Raw genomic sequence first — 21,558 nt, 5'->3', positions numbered from 1 at the left:
TCGGTTGCGATTTCAAGCAGCGCCGATCAAACCCCAGCGCAGGCACCAGGAGTTCAGCGTTTTTACGACAGTCATGCGTCACCTGTTTGTTTTTATCTGTGACGAAATCGAACCCGACACGCTCGTGACGCGGCGGAGTGAACAAGGCGGATAGCCTTGAGGTTTGCGCTGTTGCGCAGAGGGTCACAGTTAAAACGCGGCGCATTGTACACCTGTAACCCCCTGCTGCCAGACACCGCTGGATCAGCGCGTCGGTTGCCGGGATTGCCTGTGTCCGCCTCGAAGGTCTCGGGCGGCTGCAAAAATTGAGTCAGACCTTTGCAGGTCTTCGACGGGGGCAGCGGAAAAATCGCCCCACGGAGAGAGATGGAGATGAGTCACGGCGTTCATTGCGCCTCCTTCTTGTTATGCACCTGCACGACAGGCATGGGGCGCATCTCACCTTTCAATCGAGGCCGAGACAAGCGCGCCAGAGCCCTTGAACAGCACCATCGCGGCGGCGGACGGCAGGTTTTCCTTACAGCCCTTTCCACAGCGGCATTCCATGGGGTTTGAGCGCGCTTTTCGTAAGGATTTATTTACAGCGCGTAACGCATGCTTTCCAAATCAGATCCAGAGAGCCGTCGACTGTAAATTGACGATAGGAAGCTTCCTAAGGAGTTTTCCGACTTAGTTTTCTGTTTTTTATTAGGAAATTTACTTTTTGAAAAATGGAATAATTAGTTCAAATGAAAATTGTTTAATTATTTTTTTGCAATTCAAAAACCTGTGAACTAGGTTTTCAACGACTTGCCGAGCCGCATCGACCGGCAAGTTGACGCGCTCTTCAATGAATGAAAAACGCGCCGCTGTTCTTACCGAAAAAGTCATTCAGGAGATTCACCATGCAAGCACTGGACAAAGACTTGGATACTGAACTGCAACTGGACGATTGGTTTGAAGCACCGACCCATGAAGCCGCCGTTGAAATGATGCAAGCCGACGCGGTTGTTCCGTTCGGCACGGCGATGTGGCCTCTGTAAGACATCCCGGCGGGCATGATCCGGCCGGTCGTGCCCGCCACTTACCAGGTTTGTCAGGGAGGACTCCATGGATAAGCAGCGTGCCATCTCGCATTTCCTTTACTACCTCGAACATCACCCAGCCGTTGCCGGCATCAACCCGGCGAAGGTCTTGCTCGGCCATACCGCTGATTACGAGGCGCTGACCGGCGCCATCGCCGAACAGGCCGGCAACAGCCCAAGGTTCAGCTTCAGCGCAGTGCGCCTGGACCTCGAACCCACCGCATTGCTGGCCCAGGCGATTGCCGACAGCGATCTGTACATTTTCTTCTACGACTCTTCCACCCTGCCCAACCCGCGTCCCGACGGCCCGGACTTTGTCCGTGCGCTGCAAGACGTGATGGCGGAAAACTGGAAGAAGTCGTTGCTGTTCAAGGATTACGGCGATTACTTCTACGACACGTTCAGTGTCACTCCGCAGCGGATCGCCGGGTTGAACAGCCACTTGATCCAGCGCATGTCCCACGCCACCACTTTAAGTTTCAAAGATGATCACGGCTCGTGGTTCGAAACTCCGTTGAGCAGTATCAAGAAGTGGACCGACATCAATGGTGTCGGCAACTTCGATCTGGCGCCCGGCGAGATTGCCACCCATAGCGAGGCGATTAATGGCCGGGTGAAGTTTATGGGAACGTTCCTCAGCACGATTCCGTTTGCCCGCAAGTACGGCGTACTCGAATCACCGCTGGAGTTGTGGATCGAGAACTCGACCATCAGCAAAATCGCCACCGATGTGCCGGGACTGGAACATGACTTCAACAAATACCTGGACGCCAATCCGTCCAACCGGCGCATCGAGGAGTTGGGGATCGGCACCAACGAAGGTGTGAAAGAGTTGTATGCGCGCAATGCCGGCTTCGAAGAGCGCCATTGCGGTTTGCACTTGGGGTTGGGCGGAGGCGCCAAGGGCAGCCATCATCTGGACCTGATCTTCTCTGGCGGCGTGTTGGCGCTGGATGATGAGCCGGTGTTTGATGGGCGGTTTGTCTTCTGAACAACACCGGCCCCTGTGGCGAGGGAGCTTGCTCCCGCCGGCCGATCCGCGCCCGGGCGCAGCAGTCGCAAAACCTGCCGACGCGGTTACCTGACATAACGAGGTGAATGGGTTTTGGGGCCGCTTCGCGCCCCAGCGGGAGCAAGCTCCCTCGCCACAACGCCACCTGCATACTGAAAACCGGTTCTGCCAGACACAAAAAAACGCCATCCCGAGGGATGGCGTTTTTTATGCTGCGCTTACCGATTACTCAGGCTTGCGACGACCGAAGCCCGGACGCTGGCCCGAACCGGCGGGTGCGCCGCGGCGCTTGCCCGATGGTGCGTCCTTGTCGACCAGCACGATGCCTGGGCGTTTCTTCGGCGCCGGCTTGGCCGGGCGCTTGGTGTCGGCCGGGCGGTCTGCCACCGGCGTACCACGGCCGGCAGGCGCACCGCGATCGCTACGACCACCGGACGGAGCGCCACGGCCTTCGCCGCGCTCAGTACGACCGTTGGCCGGACGTGGCGTGCGTGGACCGCGCTCGCCGTCCTGGCGTGGCGCTGGCTTGCGGGCCGGGCGCTCGCCTTCGATCTGCGGCTCGCGAGATGGACGCGGGCCGGCAGCTGGAGCGCCAGCGGCTGGACGCAAGGTCCGTACGCGTTCGGTCTTGCCCACCGGGCGGGACGATTTGCGCTGCATACGCTCGAGCTTGTCTTTGCTCTTGGCGTTCATTTGCGGCATCGCCACCGGCGTCAGGCCGACTTCAGCACTCAGAATGTCGACTTCCTGCTGGCTCATTTCGCGCCAGCGACCCATCGGCAAGTCGGAGTTGAGGAACACCGGACCGAAACGTACGCGCTTCAGACGGCTGACCACCAGGCCCTGGGATTCCCACAGACGACGAACTTCGCGGTTACGACCTTCCATCACCACGCAGTGGTACCAGTGGTTGAAACCTTCGCCACCTGGTGCCTGCTTGATATCGGTGAATTTGGCCGGGCCGTCTTCGAGCACCACGCCTGCCTTCAGACGCTCGATCATCTCGTCGTCGACTTCACCACGTACACGGACCGCGTATTCACGGTCCATTTCGTAGGACGGGTGCATCAGGCGGTTGGCCAGCTCACCGTCGGTGGTGAACATCAGCAGACCTGTGGTGTTGATGTCCAGGCGACCGATGTTGATCCAGCGACCTTCTTTCGGGCGCGGCATCTTGTCGAACACGGTCGGACGACCTTCCGGGTCGTCACGGGTGCAGATTTCACCGTCGGGCTTGTTGTACATGATCACGCGGCGTACCGACTCGGCAGCTTCTTCGCGCTTGATCACCTTGCCATCGATGGTGATGGCGTCATGCAGGTCGACGCGCAGGCCAAGGGTGGCGTCTTTGCCATTGACCTTGATGCGGCCATGGCTGATCCAGGCTTCTACGTCACGGCGCGAGCCGACGCCGATACGGGCGAGGACTTTCTGCAGTTTTTCGCCTGCTGGGCCGATTTCCTGGTCGTCTTTCTGGTCGTTGATACTCATCTGGGCACCTCCCGGTGTGATCAAGTTCAGGCCTTGGCCTGAAGATGTGAAATCTGGTCGTTTGACGAAGGGATCGTCAAAGGGTCGCGAATCATACGCTCATGGAAGCGTTCGCGCATCAGAGACTAGCTGATCGACCGTCGGTTATTGGTTTTTCCGCCGGCCGGCGGTGGCTGCGATCTTTTGGCGGACTTCAATCCTCGAACTGGCGGCGTTCGGCCTCGATCGCTTCGGCCAGGGCCCGGGCTTCGGCTTCTTCATCGCTGAGTTCAGGTTCGGGCTTGGGTTGTTCAAGCGCGGCAACCGCGGCCAGCAGTTTCTCGCGAGCCTCGGCAACGCCAAGAATGTCATCCTCAGGCTCTGGTTCCTGCTCTTCTTCGTCAGCAACTGACGCCTCAACCTGAAGCTCTACCTCGACTTCCGGCTCCGGCTGCTCCGATACCTCTTCAGTCTCGGTCAACTCGCCATCGCGCAACAAATCGTCGAAATCGGTCTTGAGCCCCTCCTCCATGGTGTCCAGTTCCAGCAACAGCGTGTGGAAGCTGGTTTCTTCCTTGGGCTCTTCCGGCTCGGCGCTGGCATCCGCCAATTCTTGCAACCCGGCCGGCACCGGTGCGTCGTCGAACTCGAGCATCGGTTCGGGCTCCAGCTCGCGCAGCTCCGCCAGCGGCGGCAGGTCGTCGAGGTTCTTCAGGTTGAAGTGATCGAGAAACGCTTTGGTGGTGGCAAACATCGCCGGTTTGCCGGGCACGTCGCGGTAACCGACGATGCGGATCCACTCACGCTCCAGCAGGGTTTTGACGATGTGGCTGTTGACTGCCACGCCGCGCACGTCTTCGATCTCGCCCCGGGTGATCGGTTGGCGATAGGCAATCAGGGCCATGGTTTCGAGCATGGCGCGCGAGTAACGCTGTGGCCGTTCTTCCCACAGGCGCCCGACCCACGGCGCGAACTTTTCGCGGATCTGCAGGCGATACCCGGAGGCGACTTCCTTCAGTTCAAAGGCTCGGCCGTCGCAGGATTTGCCCAAAATCGTCAGCGCTTTCTTGAAAACCGCTGGTTCAGGCCGCTCGCCTTCTTCGAAGAGTTCGAACAGGCGCTCAAGCGATTGCGGTTTTCCCGAGGCCAACAGAAAGGCTTCAAGCAGTGGCGCCAGCTCGCGGGGTTCAGTCAGGTTCATGATTCAACTCGTTATTCGGCTCGGGCTCGCACATGTATCGCCGCGAACGGCTCATTCTGCACCAGCTCGACCAAGGATTCCTTGACCAGTTCGAGGATCGCCATAAAGGTCACCACCACCCCCAAGCGCCCTTCTTCAGCGGTGAACAGCTCGACAAAGGGCACGAAACCGCCGCCCTTGAGCCGCTCCAGTACATCGCTCATGCGTTCGCGGGTGGACAGTGCCTCGCGGCTGACCTGGTGGCTTTCGAACATGTCGCCCCGGCGCAAGACCTCGGCCATGGACATCAGCAACTCTTCCAGGCTCACGTCCGGCAGCAGCTTGCGCGCCCGGGCTTCCGGCGCGTCGAGCTTGGGCACCACGACATCGCGGCCGACGCGGCTCAGCCCATCGATGCCTTCGGCGGCGGCCTTGAAGCGTTCGTATTCCTGCAAGCGGCGGATCAGTTCGGCGCGAGGGTCGTCTTCCTCGTCTTCAATGGTTTCGGCCCGCGGCAGCAACATCCGCGACTTGATCTCGGCGAGCATCGCGGCCATCACCAGGTACTCGGCGGCCAGTTCCAGGCGCACCGACTGCATCAACTCGACATAGCCCATGTACTGGCGGGTGATTTCCGCCACCGGTATGTCGAGGATATTGATGTTCTGTTTGCGGATCAGGTACAGGAGCAGGTCGAGCGGGCCTTCGAAGGCTTCCAGAAAGACCTCGAGCGCATCCGGCGGGATGTACAGGTCCAGCGGCATTTCCATGACCGCCTGGCCATAGACCATGGCGAAAGGCAGTTCTTGCTGGGCGCCGGCCTGGCTGTCGACGGGTTCTGGTTCTACTGCAGACATCTACGCCTCGGCCATGAATGGCGTAGGGTCGCCGCAACCGACGCGGATGACTTCCGGCTCGCCGTCAGCGAGGTTGATCACGGTGGACGCCTTGATTCCGCCGAAACCGCCGTCGATGATCAGGTCCACCTGATGCTCCAGCAACTGGCGCATTTCGTAGGGATCGGTCAGCGGGTCGGTGTCGCCGGGCATGATCAGGGTCACACTCATCAGCGGTTCGCCGAGCTCTTCCAGCAGCGCCAACGCAATCGGGTGGCTTGGTACGCGCAGGCCGATGGTGCGTTTTTTCGGGTGCAGCAACAGCCGCGGAACTTCGCGGGTGGCGTTGAGGATGAAGGTGTAAGGCCCCGGCAAGTGGGCCTTGAGCAGACGGAAAGTACCGGTGTCGATCTTGGCGAACAGCCCCAGCTGCGACAGGTCGCTGCAGATCAGTGCGAAGTTGTGCTTCTCATCCAGCTGACGCAACCGACGCACACGCTCCACGGCGGTCTTGTCACCGATCTGGCAACCAATGGCGTAGGAAGAGTCTGTGGGATAAATCACCACCCCGCCGTTGCGGATGATCTCGACAGCCTGTTTGATCAGGCGCGCTTGCGGGTTTTCCGGATGAATCTGGAAAAATTGACTCACATTTTCTACCTGTTCAGACGGCGGCAATAATTGGGTCATGTTTGAATCGACACCACAGTGGTGGCAGATCCTCCGGGAGCGGGCGGTATTCACCGATCTCGGACCAGCCTCCAGGGCCATGAAAATCACTGCCGGCGCTGACCAGCAGACCAAACTCACGGGCAAGAATCGCCAGGCTGCCCACTTGCTCGGCGGGCTGATGGCCATTGACCACTTCAATCGCGTGGCCCCCGGCTTGAATATAGTCAGAAATCAGGCGGCGACGCTTGCTACGAGTGAAATCGTAGTGCCAGGGGTGCGCCAGGCTAACCCAGGCACCCGCGGCGCGCAGGGTCTCGACGGTGTCTTCGAGGGTCGGCCAGTGCAGCTTGACGTCTCCCAGCTTGCCGGCGCCCAGCCATTTGCGGAACGCTTCGGCGCGATCCTTGACGAAACCTTCGCGCACCATCCAGTCGGCGAAGTGCGGACGGGCCGGCGCGTTGCCGCTGTCGCCCAGTTCCTGCTGAATGGCGCGGGCGCCGTCAAGCGCCCCCGGCATACCTTTTAACGCCAACTTGCGGCTTATTTCTTCGGACCGTAGCCAGCGGCCATCGTGCAATTTGGCGATGGCCTCGACCAATGGCGCGGCATTGACGTCGAAACCGTAGCCCAGCACATGAATGGTCGCCCCGCCCCAGGTGCAGGACAATTCGACGCCGTTGACCAGTTGCATCCCCAGCGCCGTCGCGGCGCTACGGGCCTCGTCGAGGCCTTCAAGGGTGTCGTGATCAGTCAAGGCCAGGACTCGCACGCCTTTCTCGAACGCACGCGCAACCAGTGCCGCAGGCGCCAGGGCGCCATCGGAGGCCGTGCTATGGCAGTGCAAATCAACATTCACAGGACTATGTAACCTCAAATCAGCTGACGCTATCGCGCGTCAATATGTTTGTTATTATGCCGCCACATCCTGCTTCTGGCTGCCACTGTGAAACAATTCATCGACTTCATCCCGCTTCTGCTGTTTTTCATCGTCTTCAAAATCGACCCGCGGGTCGTCGACATTGGCGGTCATCAACTGTCTGTCGGTGGTATTTACAGCGCCACCGCGATGCTGATCATCAGCTCCCTGGTGGTCTACGGCACGCTGTACATCAAGCAGCGCAAGCTGGAGAAGAGCCAGTGGCTGACCCTCATTGCCTGCCTGGTCTTCGGCAGCCTGACCCTGGCGTTCCACAGCGAAACCTTCCTGAAATGGAAAGCCCCGGTGGTCAACTGGCTGTTCGCCCTCGCGTTCATCGGCAGCCATTTCGTCGGTGACCAACTGCTGATCAAACGCATCATGGGCCACGCGCTGACTCTGCCGGAGCCGGTCTGGACCCGTCTGAACATCGCCTGGATCGGTTTTTTCCTGTTTTGCGGTGCCGCCAACCTGTTCGTCGCGTTCACCTTCCAGAGCTACTGGGTAGACTTCAAGGTCTTCGGCAGCCTGGGCATGACTTTGCTGTTCCTGGTCGGCCAGGGCATCTACCTGTCCCGCCACCTGCACGACGCCGACACCACAACGCCAAAAACCGAGGACTGACATGCTTTACGCAATCATTGCCACAGACGTCGCCAACTCCCTGGAAGCCCGACTGGCCGCACGGCCTGCGCACCTTGAGCGTCTGCAAGTGCTCAAGGGCGAAGGCCGTATCGTATTGGCCGGTCCACACCCGGCGGTCGACAGCAATGATCCGGGCGCAGCCGGTTTTACTGGCAGCCTGATCGTCGCCGAATTCGAGTCCCTGAGCGCCGCCAAGGCCTGGGCCGACGCCGATCCGTACGTTGCCGCAGGCGTCTACGCCAATGTTCTGGTCAAGCCGTTCAAGCAAGTCCTGCCGTAAAGTTCTCGCGTGCGGTGAATCTCATCGATTCATCGCACGTTCAATCGCTCATTATTCTCGTTTACCGGCCGACAACCTGCCCAATACTCGTATTGGAATCAGGAGTTGCGATGCGCAAAGGTCCGTTGTGTCTGATGTTGGTGACGTTGTCGATCATGGCGCCCGCCCATGGTGAAGAAAGCGCCAATGGCGGTAATTCGACGCCGCTGTCCTTGAGCGCCGGTAGCCAGATCACCGAGTTGCAGCAGCGCTTGAAAGAAAGCGAGCAGCAACGAGAAACACTGAGCAAACAATTGCAAACCACCGATGGTGAACGCGAAAGCGCCCAGCTGAGCCGGTTGCGCCAGGAGAATCAGCGCCTGAAGCTGCAACTCAAGGAAGCCCTGGCCAGCCCACTACCGCGCCTGCTGACCGATCAGCAGCAGTGGTTCGTCATTGGGGCGGCAGTAGCGCTATTGGCCCTGCTCTGCGGTATCTTCGCCAGTGGTGCCACCAGAAAACGTAGGCAATGGCTAAATTGAGTGAGTCATGAGCGAGCTGTTATTAATTGATGATGACCAGGAGCTGTGTGAGCTCCTGAGCAGTTGGCTGAGCCAGGAAGGCTTTCAGGTTCGCGCCTGCCACGATGGCCAGAGCGCCCGTCGCGCGTTGGCCGAAACGTCTCCAGCGGCCGTGGTGCTGGACGTGATGCTGCCGGACGGCAGCGGCCTGGAACTGCTCAAGCAACTGCGCAGCGACCATCCGGATTTGCCGGTGCTGATGCTGTCGGCCCGTGGCGAGCCGCTGGACCGCATCCTCGGCCTGGAACTGGGCGCCGACGATTACTTGGCCAAGCCCTGCGACCCACGGGAACTGACCGCCCGCCTGCGCGCGGTGTTGCGCCGCAGTCATCCGACGGCGGTCTCCAGCCAGCTCGAGCTGGGCGACCTGTGCTTCAGCCCGGTGCGCGGGGTGGTCAGCATCGATGAACAGGAATTCACCCTCACCGTTTCCGAAAGCCGCCTGCTCGAAGCCCTGCTCAAGCAGCCCGGCGAACCGCTGGATAAACAGGAACTGGCGCAAATCGCCCTCGGTCGCAAACTGACCCTGTACGACCGCAGCCTGGACATGCACGTCAGCAACCTGCGCAAAAAAATCGGCCCACACCCCGACGGCCGCCCACGCATCGTGGCCCTGCGCAGCCGCGGTTACTACTACAGCCTCTGACACCCATCGGGTCTGCGTTCGACTCTTGTAGCAGCTGTCGAGCCCCAGCGAGGCTGCGTTCGGCTGCGAAGCAGTCCTGATCCGCCTGACGCGGTGTATCTGGAAGTACGTGCAAACAGGTTTTACGACTGCTGCGCAGTCGAACGCAGCCTCGCTGGGGCTCGACAGCTGCTACGAAGGCCAGATTTCATCTGACAGAAATCGGCGAAGTGTCGGAATTGTCACGAAGACAGAAAACCGTCTTTACCCAAGCTTTACGCTCCGCTGACCGCCGTTGACCTTGATCTGCGTAATCTGCACACATCCGGAACGTACCGGGAACGAGACAAGGAGATACACCATGCGCAAGACTCTTATCGCTCTGATGTTTGCTGCCGCCCTGCCGACCGTTGCCATGGCCATGCCTGAAGGCACAGGCCCGATGGGTGATCACATGGACGGCTCACGCCACGGCGGTCAGATGCACGGCATGCACGGTAAAGGCCCTTACAGCCAACTGGACCTGAGCCGCGAACAGCGCGAGCAGATCCGCAAAATCATGGGCGAGCAGATGCACGAGCGTCAGCAACTGGTCGACAAGTACCTGGAAAAACTCTCGCCAGCCGACCAGAAAGCCCTGAAAGACGAGATGGAGGCCAAGCACAAGAAAGCCGAAGCCGACGTTCGCGCCCTGCTGAAACCGGATCAACAGAAGCAATTCGACGAGATCCAGAAGAAACAAGCTGAGCGTCGCGCCGAATGGGCCGAGTTCAAGGCCTGGAAAGCGCAGCAAGCGCAAAAAGCGCAATAATGTTCTAGGTTCACGATCCAGCCCAACGGTTAATCGCCGTTGGGCTTTCTTTGTTCGAGGATTTTCTGTGCGCTCATTGTTCTGGCGTATCCTGGCCAGCTTCTGGCTGGCCATCGCTCTGGTTGCAGGGCTTTCCATTTTGCTGGGACACATGCTCAACCAGGACGCGTGGATTCTCAGTCGCCACCCGGGCCTCAACACCCTGGCCGAACAGTGGACGCAAACTTACGAAAGCCAGGGCGAAGAAGCCGCCCAGGACATCCTGGAGCAGCGCAAGCGCCAATATCACATCGACGTTCAGGTGCTCAACGAGACGGGCGATCCGGTGGTACGCGGCACCTTCCCTCGGCGTGCCGCCGCCTTCGAAGCACGGCAGCAAAACGATGATCGACGCCTGCCGTGGCGACGCCTGACCGATGAATACACCAGCGCCAAGACGGGCGATACCTACCTGCTGATCTATCGCATTCCGCACCCGGAACTGGACGCCTGGCACCGTGAAAGCCTGCTCTGGCCATTGAGTGCGCTGGGTATCGCCCTGGTGGTACTGACCCTGTTCAGCCTGCTGGTGACCCTTTCCATCACCCGACCGCTGAGCCGTTTACGTGGCGCAGTGCATGAACTGGGGCAGACGACGTATCAGCAAAACAGCCTGGCGCAACTGGCCAACCGCCGCGATGAATTCGGTGTGCTGGCCAACGACTTCAATCGCATGGGTGCGCGCCTGCAAAGCCTGATCGGCAGTCAGCGGCAATTGCTGCGCGATGTGTCCCACGAGTTGCGTTCGCCCTTGGCCCGACTGCGCATTGCGCTGGCACTGGCCGAGCGGGCCAATCCCCAGGAGCGGGAAAAGCTCTGGCCGCGCCTGACCCGTGAATGTGATCGACTGGAAGCACTGATCAGCGAAATCCTGGTGTTGGCGCGGGTCGATGCCGACAACGCCAGTGCCGAAGAAGTGGATCTCAATGCACTGCTCAATACCCTGCAAAAGGATGCTCAGCTAAGTTCGCCGGAGCAGAACGTGCGCCTTGAGGCCGAGCCTCAACTGAACCTCAGAGGCTGGCCGACCATGATCGAGCGGGCCGTGGACAACCTGCTGCGCAATGCCCAACGCTTTAATCCGGTCGGGCAACCGATCGAAATGCAGGCGTCGCGTCAGGGCGACAGGATTGTAGTCAGCGTGCGCGATCATGGCCCTGGCGTAGAGGCCGAACATTTGAATCAGCTGGGTGAACCGTTCTATCGGGCACCGGGGCAGACAACGGCCGGGCATGGCTTGGGGCTGGCCATTGCACGCCGCGCGGCGGAACGGCATGGCGGCAGTCTGGTGCTGGCCAATCACCCTGGGGGCGGGTTTATTGCCAGTCTGGAATTGCCGTTGGTGCCGGGGGCGGTGGTGCAGCCGTAAATCGGGGGTGATGCAAAAAGATCGCAGCCTCGTTTCACTCGACAGCTCCTACAAGTGCAACGAAGCTGCGATCTTTTGATATTCAGGCCTTACCGGGCCAGGCGCTGACAAACTCGGCCAGATCAACCTTCTCCGCCACACGCGGTTCTTTCTGCGGCGTACCGAGATAAAGGAACGCAATCACCTCTTCCCCTTCGGCCAAACCCAACCCCTTGGCTACATGCGGCGAATAGGCCAGCTCACCAGTGCGCCATACGGCGCCAATGCCTTGCGCGTAAGCGGCCAGCAAAATCCCGTGAGCCGCGCAGCCTGCCGCCAACAATTGTTCGGATTTCGGGTATTTGACGTGATCCTGCAAACGCGCAATCACCACAACCACCAGCGGTGCACGCAGCGGGCCGTTACGGGCCTTGTCCAGCGCGGCTTCTGACACCTCGCTGTCTTGCAGCTTCGCCGCTTCGGCCAGCAACTCGCCCATTTGCTCGCGCGCCGCGCCTTCGACTGTCAGGAAGCGCCAAGGCTGCAAGTGGCCGTGGTCTGGCGCGCGCATCGCGGCGGCAAACAGCACTTCGCGTTGCTCGGCAGTGGGCGCCGGATCAAGCAGTCGTGGAACGGAAACACGGTTGAGCAAAGCGTCGAGAGCCTGCATCGGCCACCTCCTGGAAAAAATGTCTGGCTATTCTAGCTGCATCTGCCACAGGGCTGTCGGTTTACATGCCCTGCCCCGCAGGTAGAATGGCGCCCTTCCCTACTTCAGCCCGAGCGGACTTCATGGCGTTGCCGACCTTACGGATCATTGGTTTCATCATCGGCATCTTCCTGATCACGCTGGCCATTTCCATGGCCGTGCCCATGGCTACCCTGGTGATCTTCGAGCGCACCAGCGACCTGCCGTCGTTCCTCTGGGCCAGCATGATTACCTTTGTCGCCGGCCTGGCCCTGGTGATTCCGGGGCGCCCCGAACACATCCATCTGCGCCCGCGAGACATGTACCTGCTGACCGTCAGCAGCTGGCTGGTGGTGTGCATCTTCGCCGCCCTGCCGTTCCTGCTGACCCAGAACATCAGCTACACCGACTCATTCTTCGAAAGCATGTCCGGCATCACCGCCACCGGCTCGACGGTGCTCACGGGCCTGGACACCATGTCCCCCGGCATTCTGATATGGCGCTCCTTGCTGCACTGGATCGGCGGGATCGGCTTTATCGGCATGGCGGTCGCGATTCTGCCATTGCTGCGCATCGGTGGCATGCGGCTGTTTCAGACCGAGTCGTCAGACCGTTCCGAAAAGGTCATGCCCCGTTCACACATGGTGGCGCGTTTGATCGTTGCGACCTACGTCGGCATCACCATTTTCGGCAGCCTGGCGTTCTGGTGGGCCGGGATGAGCCCGTTCGATGCCATCAACCACGCGATGTCAGCGATTTCCACCGGCGGGTTTTCCACCTCCGACCAGTCTTTGGCCAAATGGCCGGAGCCTGCGGTGCATTGGGTCGCGATCGTCATCATGATTCTCGGCGCCCTGCCGTTCACCTTGTATGTCGCCACGTTACGCGGTAACCGTCGGGCGCTGATCAAGGATGAACAGGTACAAGGCTTGCTCGGCATGCTGCTGGTGACCTGGCTGGTGCTCGGCACCTGGTACTGGTGGACCACTCAACTGCACTGGCTGGAGGCGTTGCGGCATGTGGCGCTGAACGTCACGTCGGTGGTGACGACGACAGGTTTTGCACTCGGGGACTACAGCCTCTGGGGCAACTTCTCGCTGATGCTGTTCTTTTACCTGGGGTTTGTTGGCGGCTGCTCGGGTTCGACCGCTGGCGGGATCAAGATTTTCCGCTTCCAGGTGGCCTACATTCTGCTCAAGGCCAACCTTAACCAGTTGATTCACCCGCGCGCGGTGATCAAGCAGAAGTACAACGGCCACCGTCTCGACGAAGAAATCGTACGTTCGATCCTGACCTTTTCGTTCTTTTTCGCCATCACCATTTGCGTGATCGCGCTACTGCTGTCGCTGCTCGGCGTGGATTGGATGACCGCCCTTACCGGTGCGGCCAGCACAGTGTCCGGCGTCGGCCCGGGGTTGGGCGAAACCATTGGCCCGGCGGGTAACTTCGCCAGCCTGCCGGATGCCGCGAAGTGGATTCTCTCGTTCGGCATGCTGCTGGGCCGGTTGGAGATCATTACGGTGTTTGTTCTGTGTATCCCTGCGTTCTGGCGTCACTGACCGGCTTGAGCGCTTCCGTCAGCCGCGCCCGGTATTCGCCGGGGGTGGTGTCGAACCAGCGTCGGAAGGCGCGGAAGAAGTTGCTCGGATCGGCAAACCCCAGCAGGTAGGCAATTTCCAGCAGCGTCATGCTCGGTCGCGCCAGGTATTGCTCGGCCAGTTCACGCCGCGTGTCATCCAGCAACGACTGAAAACTCGTGCCCTCTTCCTGCAAGCGTCGCTGCAAGGTGCGTTGCGACAGGTGCAACGCCTGCGCCACCGCATCGCGCTTGGGTTCGCCCTGGGGCAGCAAACGGCACAGCACCTGCCGCGCATTGTGGGTCACGCGGCTCTCGGAAAACCGCGCCAGGTATTCACCGGCAAAGCGATCGTGCAGCAACGCCATGGCCTCGTTGGCGGTGGGCAACGGCGCCTCCAGGTCAGCGCGCTCGAAAATCAAGGCGTCATAGGGCGCATTGAACATCATCGGCGCGTGGAAGGCTTGCTTATACGGTTCGAGGTCGGCGGGCTGATCGCCCTGCAGCAGCACTTTGCGCGGACACAGCGTGCGCCCGGTCAACCAGCCGCAAAACGCCAGGGCACAGGCCATCGATGCTTCGGCGCTTTGTCGGGTCGGCGGCAAGTGGTCGCCATGCACCGTCAGAATCAGCGCATAACCCTCGTCCAGTATGCGAAAACTCAGATCGGCACTTTCGGCGATGATTCGCTGATAACGCACCAGACGTTGAAAGCCTTCGGCCAGGGTTCGACTGGACATCAAGGCATAACCGGCAACGTGCAGGGACGCCGGTCGCACCACCTTGCCCATGTTCAGGCCGATCGCCGGGTTGCCGGACAACTCGACCGCGCGCTGCCAGAGCCGCGTCATGGAATCTTGCGGGAACCGCGCATCCGGATCATCCAGTGCCGCATAGTCGAGCCCTAGCTGCTTGAACAAAACCCGGCAATCCAGGCCGTCCATTTCCAGTGCTTTGACAATCCCCATCGCCCAGCTTGCAGAAGTCGTTCGTTCGCTCATGGCGTTTACTACGTGATGGCCGCATGCCACGACCCAATGCCCAAGGATACTAAAGTGGCGCCTATTGTCACTGGCTGATGCCTATGATCACTCTAGACTTAAATAGGCTACCCGCAGCGCAACTTGTTGCCTGCACACACACCACAGAGATCGCAGTCGTGGAAAACATCAAACGTTTCAACAGCTTCGCTGCGTTTTACCCGTATTACCTCAGCGAACACCGCAATAGCACTTGCCGACGACTGCACTTTGTCGGCACCACGCTGGTTATTGTCATTCTGGCGCTGACCATCGCCAAAGGCGCATGGTGGCTGTTGCTGGCCCTGCCGCTGGCCGGTTACAGCTTCGCCTGGGTCGGGCATTTCTTCTTCGAGAAGAATCGTCCTGCAACCTTTCAGCATCCTTTTTACAGCCTGCTCGGCGATTTCGTCATGTACCGCGACATGATTGTAGGTCGTGTGCCGTTCTAGGCTCCTTTGGCCACAAAAGCGTCCTGTGCAGCCAGTGCAGCGCTCTGGATCCAAGCCCTACACTCCAAACATCCCTTTCGATAAGAACAAGAGGATAGCCGATGAATGCCCGCGCCCGTTTTACCCACATGCAGGACGGCACGCAGGAAGACTGGGCGATCATCGCCACAGACTTCAGCGCCTATGCCCGGCAATTGCCTACAAGGATCGTGGCGCATTTGAAGTTACTGGAAGGTGATTTCGGCGGATTCCCGGTGGATCGCCTGACCCACTCGCTGCAAACCGCCAGCCGCGCCTGGCGCGATGGCCGCGACGAAGAGTACGTGGTCTGCGCTTTGCTCCATGACATCGGCGACACACTGGGGTCCTACAACCACCCGGACATCGCCGCGGCGATCCTCAAGCCGTTCGTCAGTGCCGAGAACCTGTGGATGGTGGAGAAACACGGGATTTTCCAGGGCTATTACTTCTTCCATCACCTGGGCATGGACCGGCATTTGCGCGAGCAATTCAGCGTTCATCCGCAGTATCAGGCGACCATCGAATTTTGCGCCCGGTACGACGCGGCGGCGTTTGACCCGGCATACGACACGCTGCCGCTGAGCTTTTTCGAACCGATGATGGAGCGGTTGTTTGCGCAGCCGAAGCATTCGATCTACAAGGCGGCGATGGAAGAACAAGCGCCGGCCTGACCCCACACTGTGGCGAGGGGGCTTGCCCCCGTTGGGTCGCGAAGCGGCCCCAAAACCATTATCCCTAGATCGTGTGTGTAGGTTTTACGACTGCTGCGCAGCCGAACGGGGGCAAGCCCCCTCGCCACAAAGGCTAAACCTCCGGTTTAAGCTGGTTCTGCGATTTTAATTGCCTTCAACTCCGCCTCCCGCGCTTGGGCATCGGCCAACCGGTACAACTCGATCGAGCCGTCCCAATGCTCGATCAGCGCCGTGCACGACTCCACCCAATCCCCGCAATTGAGGTAGTCCACCTCGCCAACCTTGCGAATTTCGGCATGGTGGATATGCCCGCACACCACGCCATGCAACTCGCGTTTGACGCATTCGTGGGCAATGGCTTCCTCAAAATCGCTGATGAAACTGACGGCGGTCTTGACCTTGTGCTTGAGGTACGCCGACAACGACCAATAGCCGTAGCCATAACGGGCCCGCCAATGGTTGAGCCAGCGGTTGAGGGTCAGGGTAAATTCGTAGGCCGAGTCGCCGAGGAACGCCAGCCAGCGGTGATAGCGAGTAATCACGTCGAACTGATCGCCATGAATCACCAGCAGATGACGACCATCGGCGGTCACGTGCACGGCTTCGTCCACCAGCTGGATATTGCCCAGCATCAGTTTCGAATAACGGCGCAGGAATTCGTCATGGTTGCCGGTGACGTAGATCACTTCTGTGCCGCGCTTGCTCATGGTCAGCAGGCGACGAATCACGTTGGTGTGCGCCTGGGGCCAATACATGCCGCTGCGCAGCTTCCAGCCGTCGATGATGTCACCGACCAGGTAAATCCTGTCGGCATGGTAGCCCTTGAGAAACTGCGACAGGTGTTCTGCCTGGCAGTCCCGTGTGCCCAAATGCACGTCGGAAATCCATAAGGTCCGCACACGTTGCTTACGGCTGGGTTTGGCGAGCTCGGCGCTGGTCATGGGCAACCCTCTGGACAAGTTTTGGCAAGCTTGCGCCGGTCGGGTTAATTGCCCATGACAATCGCAAGTCAGTCCTGTGACAACGCGCGGACGCAGGACCTCGGTGTAGACTGGCGGCTTCACTCATCAATATCGCCACGAGACCTGCGATGAGACCGATCCTCACACTGCGCCAATACACCCACGACCTGATCGTCCACAGCCACGACTACGCGCAACTGGTATTCGGGCTGTCGGGTGCACTGGATTTCGAGGTCGAGGGGCTTGGCAGTCAGGTGGTTCAGCAGAGTTTCGTGGTGGTGCCGTCCGGGGCGCATCATGCCTGCGACAGTGCCCATGGCAGTCGTTGCCTGGTGCTGGATGTGCCGAGCGATCAGTGGGTGTCTCAGTCGCTGGGGGACCACGCCGAGGCCAGCCGCCGTTTGCTCGACAATGCCGGGCGTCTGTCGCTGGACGCCGGGCAAAGCCAATTGGTGAGCTGGCTGGCGGGCAGCCCGATCAGCGATCCGCTGATCGCCCAGCAAGGCGCGGTGTTGCTGCTGGCCAGCCTCAACAACGCCAAGCCCGACACGGTCGGCGGTCGGCGTCTACCGTATGCGGCGCTCAACGCTCACATCGATCAATACGCGGCCTATCCACTGCAAGTCGCCGATCTGGCGCGCATCGCCGGCCTGTCCAGCGCTCGCTTGCATGCGCGGTTCGTGGCGGAATGCGGGCAAACGCCGATGGACTACATCCGCAGTCGCCGGCTGCACATCGCCGTGCGCTTGTTGCGCGATTCGGCGCTGCCCATTGGCGAGATCGCGTGTCGGGTCGGCTACAGCTCCCAGAGCGCATTCGCCGCAGCAGTGCTGCGTGAGTTCGGCGCCTCACCCGGTAAATTGCGCCGCGAGGCTGGCGACAAATGACGCGAGTCTGGCGACAGACCCCCGCAAGCACATCGTTCATTGTGTAGGAGTTGCCGAAGGCTGCTCCTACACAGGTCGACGGTGTCGTCGGCCAGATTCGATACGTTACTCAAGGACTGCAATGACTCCCCGTACCGCCCTTGGCGCTCTGCATATCGGTGCACTGATGTTCGGCCTGACCGGCGTGTTCGGCAAACTCGCCGCCGCCTCGCCGGCGATCATCGTGTTCGGTCGTGCCGCGTTTGCCGTCCTCGCCCTGGCGTTTTTCGCCCGGTTCGCCAGTAATACCCGTTGGCAGACACTCGACGCCGTGGACTGGCGCCGCCTGTTGCTCAGCGGCTCGCTGCTGACCGGGCACTGGGTGAGTTTCTTCATTGCGGTGAAGGTGGCTGGGGTGGCGATCGCGACCCTGGGCTTTGCCAGTTTCCCGGCGTTTACCGTGATCCTCGAAGGGCTGATTTTCCGCGAGCGCATCCGTGCCAATGAAATTCTGCTGGTGGTACTGGTCAGCATCGGTTTGGTACTGGTCACACCGGACTTCGATCTGGCCAGCGGCGCCACCACCGGCCTGTTGTGGGCAGTAGCCTCCGGCCTGCTGTTCTCCCTGCTGTCCCTGACCAACCGCGCCAGCTCCGGGCGAATCCCGCCGGTGCAGGCGGCGCTGTGTCAGAACGTAGTGGTTGCGATCTGCCTGCTGCCGGTGGCGATGCCGCAGTTGAGCGAAGTACGCGCCATCGACTGGCTGTGGATTGGCCTGCTCGGGGTGTTCTGCACCGGCGTCGCTCACAGCCTGTTCGTCGCCAGCCTGGCGGTGATCAAGGCCCGGACCGCGTCAGTGGTGTTCGCAATGGAGCCAGTTTATGGCATCACCATGGCTTGGCTGTTGTTCGATGAAAACCCGACGCTGCGCATGCTGATCGGCGGCGCGTTGATCATCGTGGCCATCGTGGTCTCCAGCCGGTTGTCCGGCGGTTCAAGCCACAAGACCGTTGCCGCGCAAGCGCCGTCTCACTGAGTGCGGTCGTTGTGGCCCAGGTCGCGGTCCGGATCGATCTGATCGCGGACCCGCTGCTTAAGCACCTTGGCCTCGGGGAAACCGCCGTCGGCCTTGCGTTCCCAGAGCTGCACATCGTCGCAGAAAATGTGGAATACCCCACCAGTGCCGGGCACCAGGGATACTTTGCCCAGGTCGTCGCCGAAGGTGCTGAGCAGTTCCTGGGCCAGCCAGGCGGCGCGCAACAGCCATTGGCATTGCGTGCAGTAGGTGATGACGATTTCCGGTTTACGTGCGGTCATGATTGGCAAAACTCCTCTGCCTGAGGGAGCCGCCATAATAACCGCAAAGGCTGCGACCTTTTGATCTTCAGCGAATACCCGCCAACAGCGTTCGGGCTGTCTCCTTCAGCGGTTCGTCGCCTTCCTTGAGCAACTCGTTGAGCAGCTCGATGGCGCTGTCCAGATCACCGTCGTCGATGCAGGTCTGGGCCTGTTCGAGTTTGCCCGCGCTGCTCGGCTCGGCCGGTTCAAGATCGATCAATTCAGCAGTCAGCGGTTCAAGCTCCAGCGATTGGCCGGGATCGCTGAATTCGTTGAGAAAGGTCTCGTCCAGAGATTGCGAGTCGGGTTCGGCGACCCATTCAAGCTCGGGCTCGTCCAGCGTCGGCTCGTCGGGTATTTCGAAAACATCGGGCAACACATGCAGATTCGAAGTGAACCCCGGCTCGTCTGCCGGTGATGACTCATTCGACGGTTTGGCACTGGGCGGAGAGTTGTCGAAGGGGCTGATCAGGTCCCAGTTCGCATCCATCGACAGGTCGTCGAGGTTCAACTGGAACTCATCGCTCGGTGCCACTGGAATTGCAGGCGTGGACGGAGACACTGCCACCGCGGTGGCCACCGGCACGGCATCGATCAGTTTCGGATGGCGGTTGCGGATGTCCTGAAGTTGCTGTGTGTCAAACCCGGCGTCACGCAGGCTACTTTCCTGCGCGTCATACGCTTGCACGTCACCCTGCTTACCAAGAACCTCCAGCAGCTGCACGGCCAGGTCGATGCGTTGGGGCTCCTTGACCAACGCCTCTCGCAACAATCCGGCTGCCTCGGACAAACGGCCATAGGCGAGGTAGATACTAACCCCTTCCAGCACGTCGCCTGCGGCAGTCTCATCAGACGAGCCACCTAGCGATTGCGCCTGGGTGGCTGACTTGGCCGGATCTGCTGTGCGGTTGAGCACCGATTCATGACGTGACGGCTGCACGGGTAGCGGCTCGGGCAAGGCCTGAACCTGCTGTCGTTGACGGCGAATGAACACTGCGAGCGACACCAGGGCCACCAACGACAGCAACCCGATGATCAGCGGCCAATGGGATGCTTCGGACGTCTCGACAACCACCGGAACCGGCGCCGGCACCTCGGGTGCGGCAGGCGCCGCCGACGCCTGTTTGACTTCCGTCAGTTGGGTTTGCAGCTCAGTCACCTGTTTTTTCTGAACAGAGATCTGCTCGTCCTGCGCCTGCAGCTTCGCATTGAGTTCATCGATGGTCTTTTGCAACTGCTGGTTTTGCAGCACGCTAGTGGCCAGTTGTTCGGCAACAGGATCACTCGCCGGCGTGGCGGCTGATTTATCGACATCAGGCTTGGGTGCCGAACTATTACTATTCACCGCAGGTGGCGGTGCAACAGCCGGTTCAACAGACGGGAACGCGGAATCCTGAGGGCTCGGCGCGGGGTCGTCGTTGACGGGAACGATCCCAGGTGAACCCGGCGGATCGATCAGCACGGTGTACTCGCGCAGCAAACGCCCGTTGGGCTGATTGAGCTGCACCAGAAAATTCAGAAAGGGTTCCTTGACCGGTTTACTGGACGTCACCCGGATCAGGTTGCGGTTGCCCCGCAGGATCGGCGTGAACTTCAGGTTATTGAGGAAGAACACCCGCTCGACACCGGCGCGGCTGAATTCTTCCGCCGTCGCCAGGCTGACCGACAGCTCGCCCTCCTCCAGCCCCCCAACGTCCAGCAGGGCGATATCGGCGCTGAATGGCTGATTCAACGCCGAATGCTGGGTGATCTCACCCAAGCCTAGCGCGGGGGCCAATGCCGAGTAAGTGACGGCACTACCGACCAGCAGCAGCCGGGTGCAACACCGCAATACAACGTGCCAACTCTCGAGCATGAGCATCCCTTAGATAACCAGAACCAACCTGTATGCATTCGCACATCCGGTACGAACACGATATTGCCTAGTAGTTCTTTATAGTCTGCCCAACGGGGTATCTCAAAAGTCCGACGCGTGGTTGTGCCTCAAGATTTTTCCAGGTTGCCCAGGATGTGCGCGTGGACACGCATGCAGACCTTCAAATCCGCCTCATCAACGCCTTCGAACAATTCGTGGCGCAGTTGTGTGGCAATGGTTTCAATTTGTTCGATCAAGGGCCGGGCCGGGGCACAGAGGACGATTTTTTTCGCCCGACGGTCTTCCAGCACCGATTGGCGTTGCACCAGGCCCTGACTTTCCAGGCTATCGAGCAGCCGAGCCAGGGTAGGCCCTTCGACGCCGACGCTTTGCGCCAGTTCACGTTGGGTGGGAGCATCATCGAAACGCGCCAGGTGCAGCAGCACCAGCCAGCGCGCCTGGGACAGGCCCAGGCCAGCCAGTCGGCGGTCCAGTTCGGCACGCCAGCCGCGAGACATCTGGGCCAGTTGCATGCCAAAGCGGTGTTGATCGGTTAACGGCATAAAACACTCATGGTTAGACTGAAATAGAGAAAAACTAATTATTAGTCAGCTAAGCATGACCTTTGGCT

Annotated in this window: 24 protein-coding genes and 1 pseudogene; 13 read left to right on the top strand and 12 right to left on the bottom strand. The window is 60.2% G+C overall.

Annotated elements, in window-relative coordinates; genetic code table 11:
* Positions 1–884: 884 nt before the first annotated feature.
* A complete protein-coding gene (locus AC1RL4_RS18510) occupies positions 885–1,022 on the top strand; it encodes a hypothetical protein (RefSeq protein WP_007938535.1) in 138 nt (45 codons plus the stop codon).
* 67 nt (positions 1,023–1,089) lie between these two features.
* The gene (locus tag AC1RL4_RS18505; protein ID WP_018929939.1) at positions 1,090–2,055 is read left to right on the top strand and encodes a M29 family metallopeptidase; all 966 of its coding nucleotides are present in this window, start codon (positions 1,090–1,092) and stop codon (positions 2,053–2,055) included.
* Positions 2,056–2,301: 246 nt separating this feature from the next.
* Here AC1RL4_RS18505 and rluB read toward each other — a convergent pair whose 3' ends face one another.
* The 5 genes from rluB to AC1RL4_RS18480 form a co-directional block, all read right to left on the bottom strand.
* Positions 2,302–3,567, bottom strand: a complete 1,266-nt coding sequence (rluB, locus tag AC1RL4_RS18500; RefSeq protein WP_018929938.1) for a 23S rRNA pseudouridine(2605) synthase RluB — start codon at positions 3,565–3,567, stop codon at positions 2,302–2,304.
* Between the two features lie 193 nt (positions 3,568–3,760).
* Positions 3,761–4,747: an SMC-Scp complex subunit ScpB gene (gene scpB / locus AC1RL4_RS18495; RefSeq protein ID WP_028939967.1), complete on the bottom strand. Its 987-nt coding sequence runs from the start codon at positions 4,745–4,747 to the stop codon at positions 3,761–3,763.
* A gap of 11 nt (positions 4,748–4,758) precedes the next feature.
* Positions 4,759–5,583, bottom strand: a complete 825-nt coding sequence (locus AC1RL4_RS18490; RefSeq protein ID WP_007938531.1) for a segregation and condensation protein A — start codon at positions 5,581–5,583, stop codon at positions 4,759–4,761.
* On the bottom strand, positions 5,584–6,213 hold the full coding sequence (locus AC1RL4_RS18485; protein WP_007938530.1) for an L-threonylcarbamoyladenylate synthase: 630 nt from the start codon (positions 6,211–6,213) through the stop codon (positions 5,584–5,586).
* A 13-nt stretch (positions 6,214–6,226) separates the two neighbouring features.
* On the bottom strand, positions 6,227–7,090 hold the full coding sequence (locus AC1RL4_RS18480; protein ID WP_018929935.1) for a PHP domain-containing protein: 864 nt from the start codon (positions 7,088–7,090) through the stop codon (positions 6,227–6,229).
* Positions 7,091–7,177: 87 nt separating this feature from the next.
* Between AC1RL4_RS18480 and AC1RL4_RS18475 the strand changes: the two genes are divergently transcribed.
* The 6 genes from AC1RL4_RS18475 (at position 7,178) to AC1RL4_RS18450 (ending at position 11,479) form a co-directional block, all read left to right on the top strand.
* Entirely contained in the window at positions 7,178–7,774 is a 597-nt protein-coding gene (locus AC1RL4_RS18475; RefSeq protein WP_007938527.1) for a septation protein A, read from the top strand.
* 1 nt (position 7,775) lies between these two features.
* Complete coding sequence (locus AC1RL4_RS18470) at positions 7,776–8,075, top strand: YciI family protein (protein ID WP_019579534.1); 300 nt, start codon at positions 7,776–7,778, stop codon at positions 8,073–8,075.
* A gap of 110 nt (positions 8,076–8,185) precedes the next feature.
* On the top strand, positions 8,186–8,596 hold the full coding sequence (locus AC1RL4_RS18465; protein WP_018929933.1) for a hypothetical protein: 411 nt from the start codon (positions 8,186–8,188) through the stop codon (positions 8,594–8,596).
* A gap of 7 nt (positions 8,597–8,603) precedes the next feature.
* The gene (locus tag AC1RL4_RS18460; RefSeq protein WP_008010984.1) at positions 8,604–9,281 is read left to right on the top strand and encodes a response regulator transcription factor; all 678 of its coding nucleotides are present in this window, start codon (positions 8,604–8,606) and stop codon (positions 9,279–9,281) included.
* A 340-nt stretch (positions 9,282–9,621) separates the two neighbouring features.
* A complete protein-coding gene (locus AC1RL4_RS18455) occupies positions 9,622–10,071 on the top strand; it encodes an LTXXQ domain-containing protein (RefSeq protein ID WP_019579533.1) in 450 nt (149 codons plus the stop codon).
* A gap of 67 nt (positions 10,072–10,138) precedes the next feature.
* Entirely contained in the window at positions 10,139–11,479 is a 1,341-nt protein-coding gene (locus AC1RL4_RS18450) for a sensor histidine kinase (protein WP_230174853.1), read from the top strand.
* Positions 11,480–11,561: 82 nt separating this feature from the next.
* Here the strand turns inward: AC1RL4_RS18450 and AC1RL4_RS18445 are convergent, their stop codons facing one another.
* On the bottom strand, positions 11,562–12,128 hold the full coding sequence (locus AC1RL4_RS18445) for an NAD(P)H nitroreductase (protein WP_019579531.1): 567 nt from the start codon (positions 12,126–12,128) through the stop codon (positions 11,562–11,564).
* Positions 12,129–12,250: 122 nt separating this feature from the next.
* On the opposite strand from AC1RL4_RS18445, the gene AC1RL4_RS18440 reads away from it, so the two are divergent.
* Entirely contained in the window at positions 12,251–13,705 is a 1,455-nt protein-coding gene (locus AC1RL4_RS18440; protein WP_230174856.1) for a TrkH family potassium uptake protein, read from the top strand.
* On the opposite strand, the gene AC1RL4_RS18435 is transcribed toward AC1RL4_RS18440, so the two are convergent.
* Entirely contained in the window at positions 13,662–14,723 is a 1,062-nt protein-coding gene (locus AC1RL4_RS18435) for an AraC family transcriptional regulator (RefSeq protein ID WP_230174858.1), read from the bottom strand. The two genes, AC1RL4_RS18440 and AC1RL4_RS18435, sit on opposite strands and share 44 nt — an antisense overlap.
* A 158-nt stretch (positions 14,724–14,881) precedes the next feature.
* Between AC1RL4_RS18435 and AC1RL4_RS18430 the strand changes: the two genes are divergently transcribed.
* Positions 14,882–15,193: an Mpo1-like protein gene (locus AC1RL4_RS18430; protein WP_019579529.1), complete on the top strand. Its 312-nt coding sequence runs from the start codon at positions 14,882–14,884 to the stop codon at positions 15,191–15,193.
* Between the two features lie 101 nt (positions 15,194–15,294).
* Positions 15,295–15,885 (top strand): HD domain-containing protein, encoded by a 591-nt coding sequence (locus AC1RL4_RS18425; RefSeq protein WP_019579528.1) that lies wholly within the window; start codon positions 15,295–15,297, stop codon positions 15,883–15,885.
* A gap of 146 nt (positions 15,886–16,031) precedes the next feature.
* Here the strand turns inward: AC1RL4_RS18425 and AC1RL4_RS18420 are convergent, their stop codons facing one another.
* Positions 16,032–16,847: a UDP-2,3-diacylglucosamine diphosphatase gene (locus AC1RL4_RS18420; RefSeq protein ID WP_019579527.1), complete on the bottom strand. Its 816-nt coding sequence runs from the start codon at positions 16,845–16,847 to the stop codon at positions 16,032–16,034.
* A gap of 149 nt (positions 16,848–16,996) precedes the next feature.
* Between AC1RL4_RS18420 and AC1RL4_RS18415 the strand changes: the two genes are divergently transcribed.
* Positions 16,997–17,755: a helix-turn-helix transcriptional regulator gene (locus AC1RL4_RS18415; protein ID WP_230174860.1), complete on the top strand. Its 759-nt coding sequence runs from the start codon at positions 16,997–16,999 to the stop codon at positions 17,753–17,755.
* A gap of 121 nt (positions 17,756–17,876) precedes the next feature.
* Entirely contained in the window at positions 17,877–18,770 is an 894-nt protein-coding gene (locus AC1RL4_RS18410; protein WP_493119865.1) for a DMT family transporter, read from the top strand.
* Here AC1RL4_RS18410 and AC1RL4_RS18405 read toward each other — a convergent pair.
* The 4 genes and pseudogenes from AC1RL4_RS18405 to AC1RL4_RS18390 all read right to left on the bottom strand — a co-directional run bounded on the left by AC1RL4_RS18405 (position 18,764) and on the right by AC1RL4_RS18390 (position 21,490).
* On the bottom strand, positions 18,764–19,051 hold the full coding sequence (locus tag AC1RL4_RS18405; protein WP_007895010.1) for an Rdx family protein: 288 nt from the start codon (positions 19,049–19,051) through the stop codon (positions 18,764–18,766). The two genes, AC1RL4_RS18410 and AC1RL4_RS18405, sit on opposite strands and share 7 nt — an antisense overlap.
* 67 nt (positions 19,052–19,118) lie before the next feature.
* The gene (locus tag AC1RL4_RS18400) at positions 19,119–19,562 is read right to left on the bottom strand and encodes a FimV C-terminal domain-containing protein (RefSeq protein ID WP_432767522.1); all 444 of its coding nucleotides are present in this window, start codon (positions 19,560–19,562) and stop codon (positions 19,119–19,121) included.
* A 954-nt stretch (positions 19,563–20,516) separates the two neighbouring features.
* Positions 20,517–20,927 (bottom strand): annotated as a pseudogene (locus tag AC1RL4_RS18395) (type IV pilus assembly protein FimV); the annotation flags it as partial.
* Positions 20,928–21,055: 128 nt separating this feature from the next.
* Complete coding sequence (locus AC1RL4_RS18390; RefSeq protein ID WP_018929920.1) at positions 21,056–21,490, bottom strand: MarR family transcriptional regulator; 435 nt, start codon at positions 21,488–21,490, stop codon at positions 21,056–21,058.
* Positions 21,491–21,558: the final 68 nt, after the last annotated feature.

It is taken from the genome of Pseudomonas sp. GW822-FHT07A10, assembly GCF_058798795.1.
The sequence above is the reverse complement of the archived record's forward strand: the minus strand, read 5'-3'. Positions and strand labels throughout refer to the sequence as shown.

Coding starts and splice junctions, on each gene's coding strand:
- AC1RL4_RS18510 (WP_007938535.1), top strand. CDS start 885: ATGCAAGCACTGGACAAAGACTTGGATACTGAACTGCAACTGGACGAT.
- AC1RL4_RS18505 (WP_018929939.1), top strand. CDS start 1,090: ATGGATAAGCAGCGTGCCATCTCGCATTTCCTTTACTACCTCGAACAT.
- rluB (WP_018929938.1), bottom strand. CDS start 3,567: ATGAGTATCAACGACCAGAAAGACGACCAGGAAATCGGCCCAGCAGGC.
- scpB (WP_028939967.1), bottom strand. CDS start 4,747: ATGAACCTGACTGAACCCCGCGAGCTGGCGCCACTGCTTGAAGCCTTT.
- AC1RL4_RS18490 (WP_007938531.1), bottom strand. CDS start 5,583: ATGTCTGCAGTAGAACCAGAACCCGTCGACAGCCAGGCCGGCGCCCAG.
- AC1RL4_RS18470 (WP_019579534.1), top strand. CDS start 7,776: ATGCTTTACGCAATCATTGCCACAGACGTCGCCAACTCCCTGGAAGCC.
- AC1RL4_RS18465 (WP_018929933.1), top strand. CDS start 8,186: ATGCGCAAAGGTCCGTTGTGTCTGATGTTGGTGACGTTGTCGATCATG.
- AC1RL4_RS18460 (WP_008010984.1), top strand. CDS start 8,604: ATGAGCGAGCTGTTATTAATTGATGATGACCAGGAGCTGTGTGAGCTC.
- AC1RL4_RS18455 (WP_019579533.1), top strand. CDS start 9,622: ATGCGCAAGACTCTTATCGCTCTGATGTTTGCTGCCGCCCTGCCGACC.
- AC1RL4_RS18445 (WP_019579531.1), bottom strand. CDS start 12,128: ATGCAGGCTCTCGACGCTTTGCTCAACCGTGTTTCCGTTCCACGACTG.
- AC1RL4_RS18440 (WP_230174856.1), top strand. CDS start 12,251: ATGGCGTTGCCGACCTTACGGATCATTGGTTTCATCATCGGCATCTTC.
- AC1RL4_RS18435 (WP_230174858.1), bottom strand. CDS start 14,723: ATGAGCGAACGAACGACTTCTGCAAGCTGGGCGATGGGGATTGTCAAA.
- AC1RL4_RS18425 (WP_019579528.1), top strand. CDS start 15,295: ATGAATGCCCGCGCCCGTTTTACCCACATGCAGGACGGCACGCAGGAA.
- AC1RL4_RS18420 (WP_019579527.1), bottom strand. CDS start 16,847: ATGACCAGCGCCGAGCTCGCCAAACCCAGCCGTAAGCAACGTGTGCGG.
- AC1RL4_RS18415 (WP_230174860.1), top strand. CDS start 16,997: ATGAGACCGATCCTCACACTGCGCCAATACACCCACGACCTGATCGTC.
- AC1RL4_RS18410 (WP_493119865.1), top strand. CDS start 17,877: ATGACTCCCCGTACCGCCCTTGGCGCTCTGCATATCGGTGCACTGATG.
- AC1RL4_RS18405 (WP_007895010.1), bottom strand. CDS start 19,051: ATGACCGCACGTAAACCGGAAATCGTCATCACCTACTGCACGCAATGC.
- AC1RL4_RS18400 (WP_432767522.1), bottom strand. CDS start 19,562: ATGGATGCGAACTGGGACCTGATCAGCCCCTTCGACAACTCTCCGCCC.
- AC1RL4_RS18390 (WP_018929920.1), bottom strand. CDS start 21,490: ATGCCGTTAACCGATCAACACCGCTTTGGCATGCAACTGGCCCAGATG.